The sequence below is a fragment of the Marinobacter sp. UBA3604 genome, from assembly GCF_002375325.1.
GTDB classification, from domain to species: Bacteria; Pseudomonadota; Gammaproteobacteria; order Pseudomonadales; family Oleiphilaceae; genus Marinobacter; species Marinobacter salarius.
Map to the genome: position 1 here is coordinate 59,613 of NZ_DFMB01000009.1, position 17,412 is coordinate 77,024.

Here is a 17,412-nt window from a genome sequence, read left to right on the forward strand (position 1 = left end):
GACCTGAGAGAACGTTATGGCAGGCAGCGCATCAGAGTATATCCAGCACCACCTCCAGAACCTCACCTACGGTAAACTTCCGGCCGGTTACGAGCGTGCGGATGGTTCGGTGATGTCAGAAGCGGGCTGGACCATGGCCCATAATGCCCGGGAAGCCTCCGATATGGGATTCTGGGCCGTTCACGTGGATTCTCTTGGATGGGCTGTTGCACTGGGCGCCCTGTTCCTGATCCTGTTTCGCATGGCGGCCAAGCGTGCTACCTCTGGTCAGCCCAGCGGCCTTCAGAACTTCGTTGAAATCCTGATCGAGTTTGTTGATACCAGCGTGAAGGAGACCTTCCACGGCCGAAACAAGGTGATTGCACCCCTGTCGCTGACCATCTTCTGCTGGGTCTTCCTGATGAACCTGATGGATCTGGTGCCGGTAGACTTCCTGCCCCAGCTGTTCCACATGATGGGTCTGGAATACATGAAGGTGGTGCCGACCACGGACGTTAACGTCACACTGGGCATGTCGCTCTCCGTGTTCTTCCTGATTATCTACTACAGCATCAAGGTCAAAGGTGTTGGTGGTTTTGTCGGCGAGCTGACCCTGCACCCGTTCTCTTCCGACAACTTCTTTCTCAAAGTACTGCTGGTACCGGTCAACCTGCTGCTGGAAGGCGTGAGCCTGCTGGCCAAGCCCATTTCATTGGCACTGCGTCTGTTCGGTAACCTCTACGCCGGTGAGCTGATCTTTATCCTGATCGCCCTGCTGCCATTCTGGGCACAGTGGGCGCTGTCGGTACCCTGGGCCATTTTCCACATTCTGATCATCACGCTGCAGGCGTTCATCTTTATGATGCTGACGATTGTTTACCTGAGCATGGCTCATGAAGACAGTCATTGATCGGAACCATTAAACCGTAGTTTGAAAACCGAAACCCTTAAACTGAAAACCTAACTGAAAACTGGGAGTTATCATGGAAACTGTAGTTGGAATGACCGCGATTGCCGTTGCACTGCTGATCGGCCTGGGTGCCCTGGGTACTGCTATCGGCTTTGGTATCCTCGGTGGCAAATTCCTGGAAGGCGCCGCGCGTCAGCCGGAAATGACCCCGATGCTGCAGGTTAAAATGTTCATCGTTGCAGGCCTGCTGGACGCCGTAACCATGATCGGTGTTGGTATCGCTCTGTTCTTCACTTTCGCCAACCCGTTTGTCGGCCAGATCGCCGGTTAATCGAGTCGCCGCCGGGGAACTTCCCGGTCTGATGATTCTTTACACAACAGGCGAGAGGTGAAGACGTGAACATTAATTTGACGATGATTGGTCAAGCCATCGCGTTCTTTATCTTTGTCGTGTTCTGCATGAAATATGTGTGGCCGCCGATTATGGCCGCACTGCAGGAGCGTCAAAAGAAGATCGCTGACGGACTGGCTGCCTCAGACCGCGCTGCGCGCGATCTGGAACTGGCTCAGGAAAAGTCAGCTCAGGAACTGCGTGAAGCCAAGCAGCAAGCGGCTGGCCTGATCGAACAGGCCAACAAGCGTGCGGCCCAGATTGTGGAAGCATCGAAAGACGATGCCCGCAAGGAAGGCCAGAAGCTGATTGAGCAGGCCAAGGCCGAAATTGAGCAGGAGCGCAATCAGGCTCGTGACGCGTTGCGTGCGGAAATTGCCGCCATCGCGGTTGCTGGTGCTGAGAAGATCCTGGAAACCTCTGTCGATGCCAACAAGCACAGTGAGATGCTGGACAAGCTGGCAGCAGAACTCTAAACGACGAGGTTCATCATGGCACAACTGAGAACGCTGGCCCGCCCATACGCAAAGGCAGCATTTTCGGCCGCTCAGGACCAGAAGCAACTGGCTGAATGGTCTGAAGTGCTAACCGTTGCCGGGCAGATTACAGCCAACGAAGACATTCGACAGCTTCTCGCCAGTCCAGGCACCGAAGAGCAGAAGAAGGCAGACATGATTCTGGAGTGCGTTGGAGACAACGTCACGGAGTCGGTTCGCAATTTCTTAATGATTCTGGCGGCCAATCGCCGGTTGAGTCTTCTGCCCGAAATTGCAGCGCTCTTCAACACGTACCGGGCTGACTTTGAGCGTACTGTTGATATTGAAGTCACCTCGGCATATGAGCTGACGGACGAACAACAGCAGAAGCTCGCCCAGGCACTGTCGACCAAACTCGAGCGCCAAGTGTCACTCGCAGCGTCAATGGACAAGTCTTTGATCGGTGGTGTGATTGTACGCACCGGCGACATGGTGATTGACGCATCTGTACGCGGAAAGCTGACCAAACTGGCCGACGCTCTGGGCTCCTGATTTCAGCACAAGGTTTGAGGATAAAGGCATGCAGCAACTGAATCCATCCGAGATCAGTGACATCATCAAGAAGAGAATCGAAAAGCTCGATATCTCTTCCGATGCAAAGAACGAAGGTACGATCCTCTCCGTTTCTGACGGTATCGTACTGATCCACGGTCTCGCCGACGTTATGTACGGTGAGATGATTGAATTTGCCAACGGCGTATTCGGTATGGCCCTGAACCTGGAGCGTGACTCCGTGGGTGCGGTTGTACTGGGTGACTACGAAGACCTGGCGGAAGGCCAGAAGGTTCGTTGCACCGGCCGCATCCTGGAAGTACCGGTGGGTCCGGAACTGATGGGTCGTGTGGTTGATGGCCTGGGTAACCCCATTGATGGCAAGGGCGAACTGGGCACCGATCTGACCTCACCGGTCGAGAAAGTGGCTCCCGGTGTTATCGCTCGTCAATCCGTTGATGAGCCGGTCCAGACCGGTCTGAAAGCCATTGACACCATGGTGCCAATCGGTCGTGGCCAGCGTGAGCTGATCATCGGTGACCGCCAGATCGGTAAGACCGCCGTCGCCATCGACGCGATCATCAACCAGAAAGATTCCGGCATCAAGTGTATCTACGTGGCAGTTGGCCAGAAGCAGTCTTCCATTGCCGCGGTTGTGCGCAAGCTGGAAGAGCATGGCGCTATGGATCACACCATCGTGGTTGCCGCCGGCGCCGCCGATCCTGCAGCGATGCAGTTCCTGGCACCCTACTCCGGCACGTCCATGGGTGAATACTTCCGTGACCGTGGTGAAGACGCCCTGATCATCTATGATGATCTGTCCAAGCAGGCTGTGGCCTATCGCCAGATCTCCCTGCTGCTGCGTCGTCCGCCGGGCCGTGAAGCATACCCGGGTGACGTTTTCTACCTGCACTCCCGTCTGCTGGAGCGTGCGTCCCGGATCAACGCTGAGGAAGTTGAAAAACTGACCAACGGCGAAGTGAAGGGCCAGACTGGTTCCCTGACGGCTCTGCCGATCATCGAGACCCAGGCCGGCGACGTTTCCGCGTTCGTACCGACCAACGTGATCTCGATCACCGACGGCCAGATCTTCCTGGAGACCAACCTGTTCAACTCCGGTATTCGTCCGGCGATGAACGCGGGTGTCTCGGTATCGCGGGTGGGTGGTTCAGCCCAGACCAAGATCATGAAGAAGCTTGGCGGTAACATCCGTCTGGCGCTGGCCCAGTATCGTGAACTGGCCGCTTTCGCACAGTTTGCTTCCGATCTTGACGAAGCGACCCGTAAGCAGCTTGAACACGGTCAGCGGGTAACCGAACTGATGAAGCAGAACCAGTACAGCCCGATGTCCGTGGCTGAAATGGGTACGGTTCTGTTCGCAGCCAACGAAGGCTTCCTGGACGACGTTGATGTCGACAATGTAGTGAAGTTCGAAGCACTGATGCTGGACTGGATGCGGTCCGAGCAGAAAGAACTTCTCGACAAGATCAACGAGAAAGGCGATTACAACGATGAAATCGCCGCGAGCCTGAAAGCTGCACTTGAGAAATTCAAGACCACTCAGAGCTGGTAACGAATGGGCCTGCAACGTGTTGCAGGCCGATTTCAGAGCAATGAGTGTCTAACTTGAGAAGGCAGTGAGTTATGGCCGTCGGAAAAGAAATACGTAACCAGATATCCAGCATCAAGAGCACGCAGAAGATCACCAGCGCCATGGAAATGGTGGCGGCGAGCAAGATGCGTAAGGCTCAGGAACGCATGAAGGCGACACGCCCTTATGCGGAAAAGATGCGTCAGGTTATTGGGCACATTGCCAAGGCGAACGTCCAGTACAAGCACCCGTTCATGGTCGAGCGTGAAGTAAAGCGCGTGGGCTATGTGGTGGTGTCTACGGATCGAGGCCTGTGCGGTGGTCTGAACATCAACCTGTTCAAAGCGCTTGTCCGTGACATGCGAGCGTGGAAGGAGAAAGGGGTAGAGGCTGATCTGTGCGCCATCGGGCAGAAAGGTGCTTCTTTCTTCAGGAGCTACGGCGGTAACGTCGTTGCGGCGCTGACCCATCTGGGGGACAGCCCGAGCTCTGACAAACTCATCGGCAACGTCAAAGTCATGCTGGACGCGTTCTCGGAAGGCAAGATCGACCGTCTTTACCTGGTCAGCAACGAGTTCGAGAACACCATGACCCAGACCCCGCAGGTGGAGCAGATTCTGCCGCTGCCTCCGGGGGAAGACGAGGAAGAGATCAAGAACCAGTGGGATTATCTCTACGAGCCCGATGCCAGGCAGATCCTCGATGGCCTTCTGCCACGTTACATTGAATCCCAGGTGTACCAGGGTGTGGTAGAAAATCTGGCATGTGAACAGGCCGCCCGTATGATCGCCATGAAGAGCGCAACTGATAACGCCGGTGGCATCATCGACGAGCTTCAGTTGGCGTACAACAAGGCGCGTCAGGCAGCCATCACCCAAGAGATTTCGGAGATTGTCAGCGGCGCGGCTTCGGTCTGATCCGCCAACAATCCAACTGGTTTTATTGACTATCTAGATAACGAGGAACCGAGCATGAGTAGCGGACACATCGTTCAGATCATTGGCGCGGTTATCGACGTGGAATTCCCACGTGACTCCGTACCCAACGTATATGACGCACTGCTGCTTGAAGGTGGCGAAACAACTCTGGAAGTCCAGCAGCAGCTGGGCGACGGCATTGTTCGTACCATCGCCATGGGCAGCACCGAGGGTCTCAAGCGAGGCCTGAAAGCAGACAACACCGGTAAGGCCATTTCGGTACCGGTTGGCACCCAGACTCTGGGCCGTATCATGGATGTTCTGGGTCGTCCGATCGACGAACAGGGCGAGATCGGCGAAGACGAGCGCTGGGCGATTCACCGCAAGGCACCGGGCTATGCAGATCAGTCTGCATCTGCCGACCTGCTGGAAACCGGCATCAAGGTTATCGACCTGATATGCCCGTTCGCCAAGGGTGGTAAGGTTGGCCTGTTCGGTGGTGCTGGTGTTGGTAAGACCGTCAACATGATGGAGCTGATCAACAACATCGCGAAAGAGCACTCCGGTCTCTCCGTATTCGCCGGTGTTGGTGAGCGGACTCGTGAAGGTAACGACTTCTACTACGAAATGAAGGACTCCAACGTCCTTGATAAAGTAGCGATGGTCTACGGCCAGATGAACGAGCCTCCCGGAAACCGTCTGCGTGTGGCCCTGACCGGTCTCACCATGGCTGAGAAGTTCCGTGATGAAGGTCGTGACGTACTGCTGTTCGTCGACAACATCTACCGTTACACCCTGGCGGGTACCGAAGTATCAGCCCTGCTCGGCCGTATGCCGTCCGCGGTAGGTTACCAGCCGACTTTGGCCCAGGAGATGGGTGAGCTGCAGGAGCGGATCACGTCGACCAAGACCGGTTCCATCACGTCTATCCAGGCGGTCTACGTACCGGCGGATGACTTGACTGACCCGTCCCCGGCGACCACCTTCTCCCACCTTGACGCGACCGTGGTACTGAGCCGTGACATCGCTTCCAAGGGTATCTACCCGGCGATCGATCCGCTTGACTCCACCTCTCGTCAGCTGGATCCACTGGTCATCGGTGACGAGCACTACGAAGTGGCTCGTGGCGTGCAGACCAATCTGCAGCGCTACAAGGAGCTGAAAGACATCATCGCCATCCTGGGTATGGACGAGCTGTCAGAAGAAGACAAGCTGACCGTTGCCCGTGCCCGTAAGATCGAGCGTTTTCTGTCCCAGCCGTTCCATGTTGCTGAAGTCTTCACCGGTTCCCCCGGTAAGTACGTTTCCCTGAAGGAAACCATCAGCAGCTTTAAGGGCATTCTCAACGGTGACTATGATGATATGCCTGAGCAGGCGTTCTACATGGTTGGTACCATTGAGGAAGCGGTCGAGAAAGCGAAGGAAATGAAGAGCAAGGCGAAGAAGTAATCTGAGCCTAAAGCGCTTGTTTCCGGATCGATCAGAGAGGCAACAACATGGGTATGACCGTGCATTGTGACGTGGTAAGTGCCGAAACAAAGATCTATTCCGGATTGGTTGAAATGCTGATCGCAGCGGGCTCTGAAGGTGACCTGGGTATTGCCCCGGGCCATACGCCGCTGCTGACCCAGCTTAAGCCGGGTCCTATCCGGATAATCAAGCAGGGCGGAGAGGAAGAGATCCTCTACGTGTCTGGTGGTTATCTGGAAGTTCAGCCGAATCTGGTAACGCTGCTCGCGGACACAGCTGTCCGTGCCAAGGATGTGGACGAAGCAGCGGCGATCGAAGCTCAGCGTGAGGCTGAGAAGGCACTCGCCAACCAAACGGGTGAGTTCGAGTATTCCCGTGCCGCTGCCGAGTTGGCCGAAGCTGTTGCCCAGCTTCGCACCATCCAGCAGCTGCGCAACAAGATGCGTTAAGCATTTCTGTTCGGGACTGCCGATCACCGAAACCGCATCCTGAGTCGCCTGAGAACAGCGAAACGTTGTCAGGCAACCAAGGGTGCGGTTTTTTTGTATTCAGGCATTGAAACTGGCTACCGATCCGGAGCGTGGTAATCGTATGACTCCCCTTCACGTTGTGATTCTGGCCGCCGGCCAGGGTTCAAGAATGAAATCGTCGCTGCCGAAAGTTCTCCACCGGGTGGCTGGCAGGCCCATGCTCCATCACGTTATTGATACCGCCCGCCAATTGGGCGCCTCCGGTATCCATGGTGTCATTGGACATGGTGCGGAGCAGGTTCGGCAGATTACCCCCGCCGAAGATCTCATCTGGGCACTGCAGGAACAGCAACTGGGCACTGGCCACGCGGTTGCTCAGGCCTTGCCGGCTCTGCCGGATGAGGCTCGGGTGTTGATTCTCTATGGCGACGTACCGCTAACCAACGTTGAAACGCTCCAGAACCTGGCCTCTCAAGTAAGTGATCGTTCACTCGCGTTGTTGACCGTGAACCTGGAAACGCCGGATGGTTACGGGCGTATCCTGCGGGATGACAGTGGCAAGGTGCGTGCGATCGTGGAACAGAAGGATGCCACTGACGCCCAGAAACAAATCCGGGAGGTAAATACCGGCATCCTGGCGGTCTCGGCACGCCACTTGAAGGACTGGTTGCCGCAGCTCTCCAATCGTAATGCTCAGGGTGAGTACTACCTGACCGACATCATTGCCATGGCGGCGGATCGCGGTGTGGAAATCGCCGTTGCCCAGCCTGCCAGCGAATACGAAGTCCAGGGCGTTAACAACCGTCTTCAACTTGCCGAACTTGAGCGCTGGGTGCAGCGTCAGGAAGCGGACCGTTTGATGACTGAGGGCGCCACCCTGGCCGACCCCGCCCGTATAGACGTGCGTGGCGAGGTGTCCGTGGGCCAGGATGTGCTGATCGATGTTAACGTAGTGTTTGAAGGCAAGGTGTCCCTGGCGGACGGCGTCAGTATCGGGCCGGGTTGTGTGATACGGGACAGCCAGATTGCGGCTGGTGCAAAAATTGAAGCGCATTCAGTGATCGAGGGTGCGGATGTGGGTGCAGGCGCCAGTATCGGACCGTTTGCACGTCTCCGGCCGGGTACCCGGCTGGCGGCCAGGACCAAGGTGGGCAACTTTGTCGAAACCAAGAAAGCCGATGTCGGTGAGGGCAGCAAGATCAATCACCTCAGTTACGTTGGCGATACCTCACTTGGCCGTAACGTAAATGTGGGTGCAGGAACCATCACCTGTAATTATGATGGGGTGAACAAGTCCAGAACCGTTATTGGTGATGACGTGTTTGTCGGGTCCAACACTTCACTGGTGGCACCGGTCAGCGTTGCCTCTGGGTCCACCATCGGTGCGGGCTCTACCATCACCCGTGATGTAGCGGAGAGTGAGCTGGCGGTCGCACGAGCTCGCCAGCGCAATATCTCCGGCTGGGAACGGCCGACGAAAAAGTGATTTAAACGATTTACAACGGACAGGTGAGAGCGACATGTGTGGCATTGTAGGTGCGGTATCAGAAAGGGATGTTCAGGGAATTCTTCTCGAAGGCCTGCGCCGTCTGGAATATCGGGGCTACGACTCCGCCGGCATGGCCGTCATTGACGGCAAACAAGCCATCAACCGGGCCCGCGAAGTGGGTAAGGTTGCGGCCCTGGCCGATGCCATCACTGGAAACGGGCTTGAGGGAGCCGCCGGCATTGCCCATACCCGCTGGGCGACCCACGGTGAACCGTCCCAGATCAATGCTCATCCGCACATGTCCGGTGACCGCCTGGCCATTGTCCACAACGGCATTATCGAGAACTACCAGGAGCTACGGGAAGAACTGAAAGCCGAGGGGTTTGAGTTCACCTCCCAGACGGACACCGAAGTCGTTGCGCACCTTATCGAAAAGCAGTTCCGCCTCAGCAACAGCCTTTACGAGGCCGTGAGCACCGCCATTGAACGTTTGCGCGGTGCCTTTGCGCTGGCAGTGATTCATGCCGACGAGCCAGACCATATGGTGGTGTGCCGTGAAGGCAGTCCGTTGGTGGTGGGTGTCGGCATAGGCGAGAATTTCATCGCTTCCGACCAGCTCGCGTTGCTGCCGGTCACTGACCGTTTCATGTTCCTCGAAGAAGGGGACATCGCCGATATCCGCCGTGATCGCATTGAGATTCACGATCGCAACAAGCAGCCGGTGGAACGTGCGGTTACCCGTTTCGAACACAGCCAGGACGCCGCCGAAAAAGGCGAGTACCGCCATTTCATGCTCAAGGAAATCCATGAGCAGCCAAGGGTCATCCGCGCCACAACGGAAGGCCGGGTGACCAACACCCGTGTGCTGGAACAGGCACTGGGTACCCAGGCTGGCAACCTGCTGGAAGACGTTCGCCATGTTCAGATCATCGCCTGTGGCACCAGTTACCATGCCGGCATGGTGGCACGCTACTGGATAGAGGACCTGGCGGGCGTGCCCTGTTCCGTGGAAGTGGCCTCCGAGTTTCGCTACCGCAAGCATGTGATTCAGCCGGACACCCTGTTCCTGTGTATCTCCCAGTCCGGCGAAACCGCCGATACCCTGGCCGCGCTGCGCCAGGCGAAGAAGGCTGGCTTCCGCGCCGCCATGGCCATCTGCAACGTGCCCGGCAGCTCTCTGGTGCGGGAATCTGACCTGGTAATCATGACCCAGGCCGGCCCGGAAATCGGGGTTGCGTCCACCAAGGCGTTTACCACCCAGCTTACCGCACTGTTGATCTTCACCCTGGCGCTGGCTCGCCACAACGGCCTGGAAGAGTCGCGCGAAGCAGAAATTGTTGAGGCGATTCGCCTACTACCCAGCCAGGTGGATCAGGTACTGGCACTGGATGGCGATATCGCCGAAATGTCGAAGTCGTTCATGGACAAGAACCACAGCCTGTTCCTGGGTCGTGGCGCCATGTTCCCGGTGGCTCTGGAAGGTGCACTGAAACTCAAGGAAATTTCCTACATCCACGCCGAAGCCTATCCGGCCGGTGAACTCAAGCACGGCCCTCTTGCTTTGGTGGACGGCGAGATGCCGGTGGTTACGGTGGCACCCAACAACGAGTTGCTGGAAAAGCTGAAATCCAACCTGGAAGAAGTTCGCGCCCGCGGTGGCGAGTTGTTTGTATTTGCCGACCAGGCAGCGGACGTGCGGCCCCAGGAAGGTATCCACGTGATGCCGCTGCCGTCGGTACATCCGATCACGTCACCGATCGTCTATACCGTGCCGCTGCAGCTCCTCTCGTACCATGTTGCGGTCCTCAAGGGCACCGATGTGGATCAGCCGCGGAACCTGGCGAAGAGTGTGACGGTCGAGTAGCGTGGTACAAACTCGGAGCCTGCTGCCCGGAGTATGCTAATATTCTGCAGGGCGAGTTCAACTTTTGCGTCCCTGTTACGCTAGTATTCGTCGAACAATGAGGTGTCAGCGGGAGAGATCGAGTCGCAAACCATGCGCTCGGCGCCGAAGGAGCAACTGCCCCGGAAACTCTCAGGCAAAAGGACCGCTGACATGAAGACTTTCCGAAGAGTTGCCAACGACTGCGTCCGTTGGTACACCGAAGGAGCAAGCGGCCGGTTCCGTTGGAGCGGTGCGTGAATCTCTCAGGTCCAGTGACGGAAGGGGTGCTTTCTACCATGCTGTGGAGAAAGGAAACCCTGGACGCCCCTGGAGAGTATTATGAAGCGAGTTGCAGTTATTGGCGGTGGTATCACGGGTATCACCACCGCATACACCCTGGCCAAGCGCGGCCTGGATGTCACCGTTTACGAGAAACACCGTTATGCGGCGATGGAAACCTCTTTCGCCAATGGTGGCCAACTGTCCGCCTCCAACGCTGAGGTCTGGAACAACTGGCAGACCATCATCAAGGGCCTTAAGTGGATGTCCCGGAGGGATGCGCCGCTGCTGGTTAACCCCAAGCCTTCCTGGCACAAACTGAGCTGGTTCGCCGAGTTCATCGCCGCGATTCCCCAGTACGAACAGAACACCACGGAAACCGCACGCCTTGCGATTGCCGCCCGGGATCACCTGTTTGCCTGGGCGCAGAACGAAGGGATCGACTTTGATCTGAAGAAGCAGGGCATCCTCCATATCTACCGTGACAAGGCCGGGTTCGACCATGCGGCGAATGTTTCCAGGTTGCTGGCTGCCGGCGGCCTGGAGCGTCGGGCGGTCACTCCCGAGGAAATGCGCTCTATTGAGCCCACGCTGGCGGGGACCTATTACGGCGGTTTCTACACCGAAAGCGATTCAACCGGTGATATCCATAAGTTCACCAATGGCCTGGCGGAGGCCATTCTTCGCCTCGGCGTCAAAACCTGTTATGAGCACTCAGTGACGGAACTGAGTGCGGATCAGTCCCACGCCTGGGTCACCTCGTTTGATGGTGAAGAGCAAACTCGTGACACCTTTGATGGTGTGGTGATCTGTGCGGGCGTGGGTAGCCGGGAACTGGCCGCCAAGCTGGGGGACCGAGTCAACATTTACCCGGTGAAGGGGTATTCCATCACCGTTGAGCTGGACGACCAAGCCTCCCAGGAAGCGGCACCGACGGTCAGTTTGCTGGACGATGCCACCAAGATAGTCACCAGCCGGCTGGGAGATGATCGGTTCCGGGTTGCGGGTACGGCGGAATTCAGCGGCTATAACCGTGATATCCGGGATGACCGGATCCGGCCGCTCACCCGATGGGTCGAGCAGTGTTTCCCTGGGGTTTGCACCCGCCGCGTCGTACCCTGGGCAGGGCTGCGCCCCATGCTGCCCAATATGATGCCGCGAGTCGGTCCGGGCCGGTTGCCCACCGTGTTCTATAACACGGGTCACGGTCATCTGGGCTGGACCCTGTCTGCAATCACTGCCGAGATGGTGGCGGATGCCGTTGCGCCCGCGGTGTCAGGCACAACAGCGAGTACAGCCGGCTAGTGTTGGGAGATCGTGCCGAACTAACGTCGTTCGGCAGGCAGGAGTTCCTGGCTTTTGGCCGCGAGTACGGAATCAGCTACCGCTTCCCCGGCGTCGACGGCCATGACGCCCCCGATGACGATTCAACCATCGCCCGGGGGTGGATTGATGAAACCCCGCTACCGTCGGGGTTTCGCTTCACTCATTCCGACCTGACGATCTCCCAGAGCTATGAATCGGTGTCGCTGGGCCATGCGCCCCTGTTGATGGTGATCGTGCTCGAAGGACGCATCCGCCTGTCGGTTGGTGCGGTCGAGCGGGAGCTTGGGAGTGGCATGGCTGCCAGCCTGCAATTACGACCGGAATATGCACTGGCAGCCTATCAGCCTGCTGGTCAACGTTTGAAAACCATTGTGTTGGCTTTTGATCCCGGTGGCCCGTTGCCGGCGCAGACCGAACAGGGGTCTCTGCGAGCCCTGCTCAGGGGGGTGCAGGACCCAGTGGTGCTGTGGGACGTTCCACCGGTTCTCATGACGGCTCTTGAGCAACCCCTTGGCGTCGGGCTGCCTGAGCTTCAGAAAACACTGGTGCTGGAAGGTCTGGCTCTGCAGTTGGTGGGTTATGGTCTTCCGGAGCAGGTGCCAGCGATTGAACGGAAAAGTCGCGCGTCCACCCAGGAACACCAGCGCCTGGAGGCCATTCGTCAGCTGATGGAATTCGCCCCGACGGACAATTACTCCCTGACGGATCTCGCCAGCCGTGCCGCAATGAGTCCCAGCAGTTTGCGTAGTAAATTCCGTGCGACCTACGGATTGTCGGTGTTCGGGTATCTGCGGAAGTGCCGGTTGAACCTGGCCTGGTATTACCTGGAGCAGGGATACTCTGTTCAGCAGGCTGCCCACCGGTCCGGCTATCGACATGCCACTAACTTTGCGACCGCGTTCCGGCGCCAGTTCGGTGTTTCTCCCAAAACCGTCGTTTGAATCACGGTATTTATCATTCCGCATATAAATTCTGTCACTTGGCATATCTAATGCTGGATCTAAAAGCGAATAATTCGCATTACATTATCGTTAGACCCAAGTGAGGTTTTCATGTTCCGACATTCCCGTTTGTCATTTGCGGTTGCCATGGCCCTTGTCGGTGTCACCGGCGCGCCATTAGCCGTTGCCCAGGAACAGGGCGAACCGAAAATGCTGGATGCGCTAAACGTAACAGCGACCCGCAGCGCCACGAAAACCGATACCCCGGTGATTGAAACCCCGCAATCAGTATCTGTTGTCAGCCGCGAAGACTGGGAAGAAAAAGGCGCCCGTACGGTGCAGCGCGCCGCCAGCTATACCCCGGGTGTGGGTACGAACCAGGTGGGGTCTTCCAACCGCTACGATTATCTGATTCTCCGCGGTTTTTCCGATGGCAGTATCAATAACACCTATCTGGATGGCCTGCGGGTGATGAACGACGGTGGCTCCTACAGCTCCTTTGCCATTGATCCCTGGTTTCTTGAGCGTATTGAGATTGTTAAAGGCCCGACCTCCGTTCTCTACGGCCAGGGCTCCCCTGGTGGGATTGTTGCCCTCACCAGCAAGCGTCCGGAGTTCCGGGATGGGGGTGAAATCCGTGTCTCGCTCGGCAACAACGCCCAGCGCAGCTTTGCCTTTGATGTCACCGGTTCGGTGGATGATGAGCAACGGGTTGCCTATCGTGTGACCGGCATTGCTTCCGCTGCTGACGCGCAACAGGACCACGTGGAACTGGACCGTCGCGCCATTGCCCCGTCGCTGACCTGGGACATGACCGACGAGACCAGCGTGACTCTGCTGGCCTACCTTCAACGTGATCCGGAAGGTGGCTACCACAGCGGTTTGCCGTACGAGGGCACGGTGGAGTCCCGCGACGGCCAGAAAATCGACAACACCTTTTTTGAGGGCGAACCGGACTACGACCTTTTCCGGCGCGACATGACCATGGTGGGATACGATCTGGAGCATCGAATCAACCGTAACTGGTCCGCCTTGCAGAAAGCCCGTTACCTGGATTCGGACGTTGAGTTGAAACAGGTTTATGCCTACGGCTGGGCCTCGGCCACTGAGCTTAACCGCTACTACTCCGGTGGCGATGAGGATCTGCAGGCACTCACCGTTGATAACCAGATTCAGGGGGAATTGACGACTGGCGCGGTGGATCACACCGTATTGGTGGGGGTGGACTATCAGCAGCGTGAGAACGACGTGGTCTGGCCGTCGGGCGCCTTTCCGGCCATCGATGCCTTCAATCCTGAGTACGGGGCCGATCCCTCTGCCCTATACCCCCCGCAACGCAATCTCCGTAAGCAGAAACAGACCGGGGTCTATCTGCAGGACCAGCTGGCCACCGGTGGCTGGCGGTTGACGTTGGGTGGCCGTTACGACTGGGTGGAGATCGAGAACACCAATCGTGACACCGGTGTAGTGACAGAGCTGGACGAAACCCAGTTCAGTGGCCGTGCCGGGCTGCTCTACCTGTTCGACAACGGCATTGCACCCTACGTGTCCCACTCCACGTCGTTTTCGCCCAGCGCCTATACCGACGAGAACGGCGACCTGCTGGCCCCGAGAGAAGGCAAGCAGATAGAAACCGGGCTTAGGTACCAGCCGGTGGGAACCACGGACCTGTATACGCTCTCTCTGTTCCGCATCAACCAGGAGAATCTGGCCACCAAGCAGCCACAGGAGTCCTTCTACCGCAGTATTGGTGAGATTGAGTCCCAGGGTGTGGAGCTGGAAGCCAAGGCGCAGCTGACGGAGAACCTGAATGTCCAGGCCGGATATGCGTTCACGGACGTCACCTTTGAGAAGTCCGAGGCCTATCGCGAGGGCAATGCCGCCAGCCAGGTGCCGGAACACCAGCTGACCCTGTGGGCCGGTTACCGGTTCACGCAGGGAGTCCTTAATGGGGCAAACGCGGGATTGGGTGTCCGTCACAACGCAGACATCTACGCCGATGATGCCAACACCAAAAAGGTGCCGGACTACACCCTGGTGGATCTGGCACTGGGCTACGATTTCAGCGAGCTCGGCCTGGAAGGCGTTTCTACCCGGCTGAACGTGAACAATCTGCTGGACAAGGAATACGTGGCGTCCTGCTACAACAGTCTGGACTTCTGTTACTTCGGGGCAGAACGTAACGTTACGGCGTCGGTTTCTTACCGGTTCTGACACGTAAGCGGGAAGTGATAACGGTCATAATAAACCCTGAGTGCTGAAAACAGAGTCGATTCTGGCTCTGTTTTTAAGTAATATTACGAAACTCTTTTGAGTGGTCGTCCGGCCACTCTTCCTTGTTTCATGTAAGACCAAATAGGCACTCACCCTGTACCTTTGGGGGATTACCGGTTACACAAATATCAAGGAAGATGCGGGCCTTCTGCCACACAATTCCAACAAACCGTTTACTCAGAAGATTCCCGCAATGCCCACAACCGTTCTCTCCGGCTTTACCCACAACTTCCTGGGTAATGCACCCGCCTGGTACAAACAGGTCATTCTTCTATTCCTGATTGCCAACCCGCTGATTGTCTGGACCCTTGGCCCGGCCGTGGCCGGTTGGGCGTTGGTGGGGGAGTTTATTTTTACTCTGGCCATGGCGCTGAAGTGTTATCCACTGTTACCGGGCGGGTTGCTGGCGATTGAAGCCCTGTTAGTGGGTATGACGTCAGCGGATGCGGTGTACCACGAGGTGTTGGTGAACTTCCCGGTCATCCTGCTGCTGATGTTCATGGTGGCTGGCATCTACTTCATGAAAGAGCTGCTGCTGGTGACGTTTACCCAGATCCTGGTGGGTGTGCGGTCAAAGTCCGCGTTGTCACTGCTGTTCTGTGCTGCTGCGGCCGTTCTATCTGCGTTCCTGGACGCGCTTACCGTCACCGCAGTCATCATCAGTGTCGCTGTCGGTTTTTACTCGGTGTACCACAAGGTAGCCTCCGGCAAGGGTTATCATCACTCTGATCACAACGCCAACAGCGACGAACACGTGATTGAGTTGCACCGGGAAGACCTGGACAAGTTCCGGGCCTTTCTGCGTAGCCTGCTGATGCACGGCGCCATTGGAACGGCCTTGGGGGGAGTGTCCACCATGGTGGGCGAACCCCAGAACCTGCTGATCGCCAAGGTAGTAGGGTGGGACTTTGTCAGTTTCTTCCTGCGTATGGCGCCGGTGAGCCTGCCGGTGCTGGTGGCCGGCCTGACCACCTGCTGGCTGCTGGAAAAACTGCGCTGGTTTGGGTATGGCGCTCGCCTGCCCAAGCCTGTCCGCCAGGTACTGGAAGAGTTCGCCGACAACGAGCGCACCAAGCGCACGAAAGCCGACCAGGCTGCCCTGTGGGTGCAGGCAATGGCGGCCCTGGTGCTGGTTGTTGGGCTGGCGTTTCACCTGGCAGAGGTAGGATTGATCGGCCTTCTGGTGATTATCCTGATCACCTCGTTCACTGGTGTTACCGATGAGCACCAGATCGGCAAGGCCTTCCAGGAGTCGCTGCCATTTACCTCGTTGTTGGTGGTGTTTTTCGCCATCGTCGCGGTGATTCACGAGCAACACCTGTTCAAGCCGATCATCGATTTTGTGCTCAGCCTGCCTCAGGACCAGCAGCCGGGCATGTTCTTTATTGCCAACGGGCTGTTGTCGATGATCAGCGACAATGTGTTTGTAGCCACCGTTTATATCAGTGAAATCAAACAGGCGCTGGACGCCGGCAGTATCGACTACGAGCATTTCCAGGAGCTGGCCATCGCCATCAATACCGGCACCAACCTGCCCAGTGTGGCTACCCCCAACGGCCAGGCCGCGTTTCTGTTCCTGCTGACGTCTGCAATCGCTCCGCTGGTGCGATTGTCCTACGGGCGGATGGTTGTGATGGCGTTTCCCTATACCATCGTGATGGGCGCGGTAGGTCTGTTTTGCGTCATCAATCTGGTTTGACCAAGCTGACATCGCTATACCAGGCGGTGGCAGATGCTCCGGTGTTGTCGGAATCCGACATGATGGCGACGCCCACCAGCTTCGGCGGCTCTCGGCCAAAGGCCTTGCGGTAGTCCGCAACGATATCCCGCTCCACCGTGACCCATTCGCCTGTGTTCGCCGTCCCGGAGTTCACTGCTACCATCATCGTGGTATCGGTGAACGGGTTGGCAATGATTTCGCCAACCGGCAGCCGGTTGGCCCAGATGTAGTTCAGCGCATTGCCCGGCAGTTCCTCCCCGAACACCACTTCCACGGTCTTGCGTTTGGCGCGCTCGAAAAAGCCGGCTTCGTCCGGCTCGAACTCAAAGGCCACGTAGATTCGCGCAGGGTAGTCATCGCCCTCCTTTTTACGGGCGTTTCCCTGCTCATAGACGTTCGACACTTTCCACCGCCAGCGCAGGATCAGTGAATCCCCGGGTTCGACGGACACCCTGGCTATCAGCCCGGAGGCGCTGTTGTCCGTGGTGGCCTTGACCACCTGCTCGCCGTTGTCGTCCGTCAACTGATAGCGACTGTGGCGGTCTATCTTCGGAAACTCCATCGGTTCCCAGCCATCTTCCAGGGACGTTATGGTCGAAAACGCGGTGATCAGCGAGTTTTCCGTGCTGTCAGCCTGGGCCGAAGCGGCCATCAACGAAAGGGCGAGGGCGGCCGTCAGGTATCTCGGTAGCGGTGTCATGGGATGCTCCTATGGGTTCGTTTACTGACCGGTAACCGTCGA

Annotated in this window: 15 protein-coding genes and 1 riboswitch; of the genes, 14 read left to right on the forward strand and 1 reads right to left on the reverse strand. The window is 57.4% G+C overall.

What is annotated here, in order from left to right; all coding sequences use genetic code 11:
- Window positions 1–16 precede the first annotated feature (16 nt).
- The 14 genes from atpB (at window position 17) to nhaB (ending at window position 16,649) form a co-directional block, all read left to right on the forward strand.
- Window positions 17–889 carry a F0F1 ATP synthase subunit A gene (atpB, locus tag B2590_RS02130; RefSeq protein ID WP_036211714.1) on the forward strand — a complete coding sequence of 291 codons (873 nt, stop codon included), beginning with the start codon at window positions 17–19 and terminating at the stop codon, window positions 887–889.
- Window positions 890–962: 73 nt separating this feature from the next.
- Window positions 963–1,220: a F0F1 ATP synthase subunit C gene (gene atpE / locus B2590_RS02135; protein WP_012138088.1), complete on the forward strand. Its 258-nt coding sequence runs from the start codon at window positions 963–965 to the stop codon at window positions 1,218–1,220.
- A gap of 65 nt (window positions 1,221–1,285) precedes the next feature.
- Window positions 1,286–1,756 (forward strand): F0F1 ATP synthase subunit B, encoded by a 471-nt coding sequence (locus B2590_RS02140; RefSeq protein ID WP_036211711.1) that lies wholly within the window; start codon window positions 1,286–1,288, stop codon window positions 1,754–1,756.
- A gap of 15 nt (window positions 1,757–1,771) precedes the next feature.
- Window positions 1,772–2,308 (forward strand): F0F1 ATP synthase subunit delta, encoded by a 537-nt coding sequence (locus B2590_RS02145; protein WP_007153009.1) that lies wholly within the window; start codon window positions 1,772–1,774, stop codon window positions 2,306–2,308.
- Between the two features lie 28 nt (window positions 2,309–2,336).
- On the forward strand, window positions 2,337–3,881 hold the full coding sequence (gene atpA / locus B2590_RS02150; protein WP_199448509.1) for a F0F1 ATP synthase subunit alpha: 1,545 nt from the start codon (window positions 2,337–2,339) through the stop codon (window positions 3,879–3,881).
- A gap of 71 nt (window positions 3,882–3,952) precedes the next feature.
- Window positions 3,953–4,816 carry a F0F1 ATP synthase subunit gamma gene (atpG, locus tag B2590_RS02155; RefSeq protein WP_036211705.1) on the forward strand — a complete coding sequence of 288 codons (864 nt, stop codon included), beginning with the start codon at window positions 3,953–3,955 and terminating at the stop codon, window positions 4,814–4,816.
- 54 nt (window positions 4,817–4,870) lie between these two features.
- Window positions 4,871–6,265 carry a F0F1 ATP synthase subunit beta gene (gene atpD / locus B2590_RS02160; RefSeq protein WP_036211702.1) on the forward strand — a complete coding sequence of 465 codons (1,395 nt, stop codon included), beginning with the start codon at window positions 4,871–4,873 and terminating at the stop codon, window positions 6,263–6,265.
- A gap of 47 nt (window positions 6,266–6,312) precedes the next feature.
- Complete coding sequence (locus tag B2590_RS02165; RefSeq protein WP_007153013.1) at window positions 6,313–6,735, forward strand: F0F1 ATP synthase subunit epsilon; 423 nt, start codon at window positions 6,313–6,315, stop codon at window positions 6,733–6,735.
- 142 nt (window positions 6,736–6,877) lie between these two features.
- A complete protein-coding gene (glmU, locus tag B2590_RS02170; RefSeq protein WP_286810735.1) occupies window positions 6,878–8,242 on the forward strand; it encodes a bifunctional UDP-N-acetylglucosamine diphosphorylase/glucosamine-1-phosphate N-acetyltransferase GlmU in 1,365 nt (454 codons plus the stop codon).
- Window positions 8,243–8,276: 34 nt separating this feature from the next.
- Window positions 8,277–10,109: a glutamine--fructose-6-phosphate transaminase (isomerizing) gene (glmS, locus tag B2590_RS02175; RefSeq protein WP_286810736.1), complete on the forward strand. Its 1,833-nt coding sequence runs from the start codon at window positions 8,277–8,279 to the stop codon at window positions 10,107–10,109.
- 99 nt (window positions 10,110–10,208) lie between these two features.
- Window positions 10,209–10,306: riboswitch (glycine riboswitch) on the forward strand.
- 163 nt (window positions 10,307–10,469) lie between these two features.
- On the forward strand, window positions 10,470–11,714 hold the full coding sequence (locus tag B2590_RS02180) for a D-amino acid dehydrogenase (RefSeq protein ID WP_126810939.1): 1,245 nt from the start codon (window positions 10,470–10,472) through the stop codon (window positions 11,712–11,714).
- Window positions 11,714–12,676: a helix-turn-helix domain-containing protein gene (locus tag B2590_RS02185; protein ID WP_286810737.1), complete on the forward strand. Its 963-nt coding sequence runs from the start codon at window positions 11,714–11,716 to the stop codon at window positions 12,674–12,676. Before B2590_RS02180 ends, B2590_RS02185 begins: the two co-directional genes overlap by 1 nt.
- 111 nt (window positions 12,677–12,787) lie before the next feature.
- Window positions 12,788–14,890 (forward strand): TonB-dependent siderophore receptor, encoded by a 2,103-nt coding sequence (locus B2590_RS02190; RefSeq protein ID WP_036211684.1) that lies wholly within the window; start codon window positions 12,788–12,790, stop codon window positions 14,888–14,890.
- A 253-nt stretch (window positions 14,891–15,143) separates the two neighbouring features.
- Window positions 15,144–16,649, forward strand: a complete 1,506-nt coding sequence (nhaB, locus tag B2590_RS02195) for a sodium/proton antiporter NhaB (protein WP_036211681.1) — start codon at window positions 15,144–15,146, stop codon at window positions 16,647–16,649.
- Here the strand turns inward: nhaB and B2590_RS02200 are convergent.
- The gene (locus tag B2590_RS02200) at window positions 16,636–17,370 is read right to left on the reverse strand and encodes a DUF3047 domain-containing protein (protein WP_414673258.1); all 735 of its coding nucleotides are present in this window, start codon (window positions 17,368–17,370) and stop codon (window positions 16,636–16,638) included. The two genes, nhaB and B2590_RS02200, sit on opposite strands and share 14 nt — an antisense overlap.
- Window positions 17,371–17,412 lie beyond the last annotated feature (42 nt).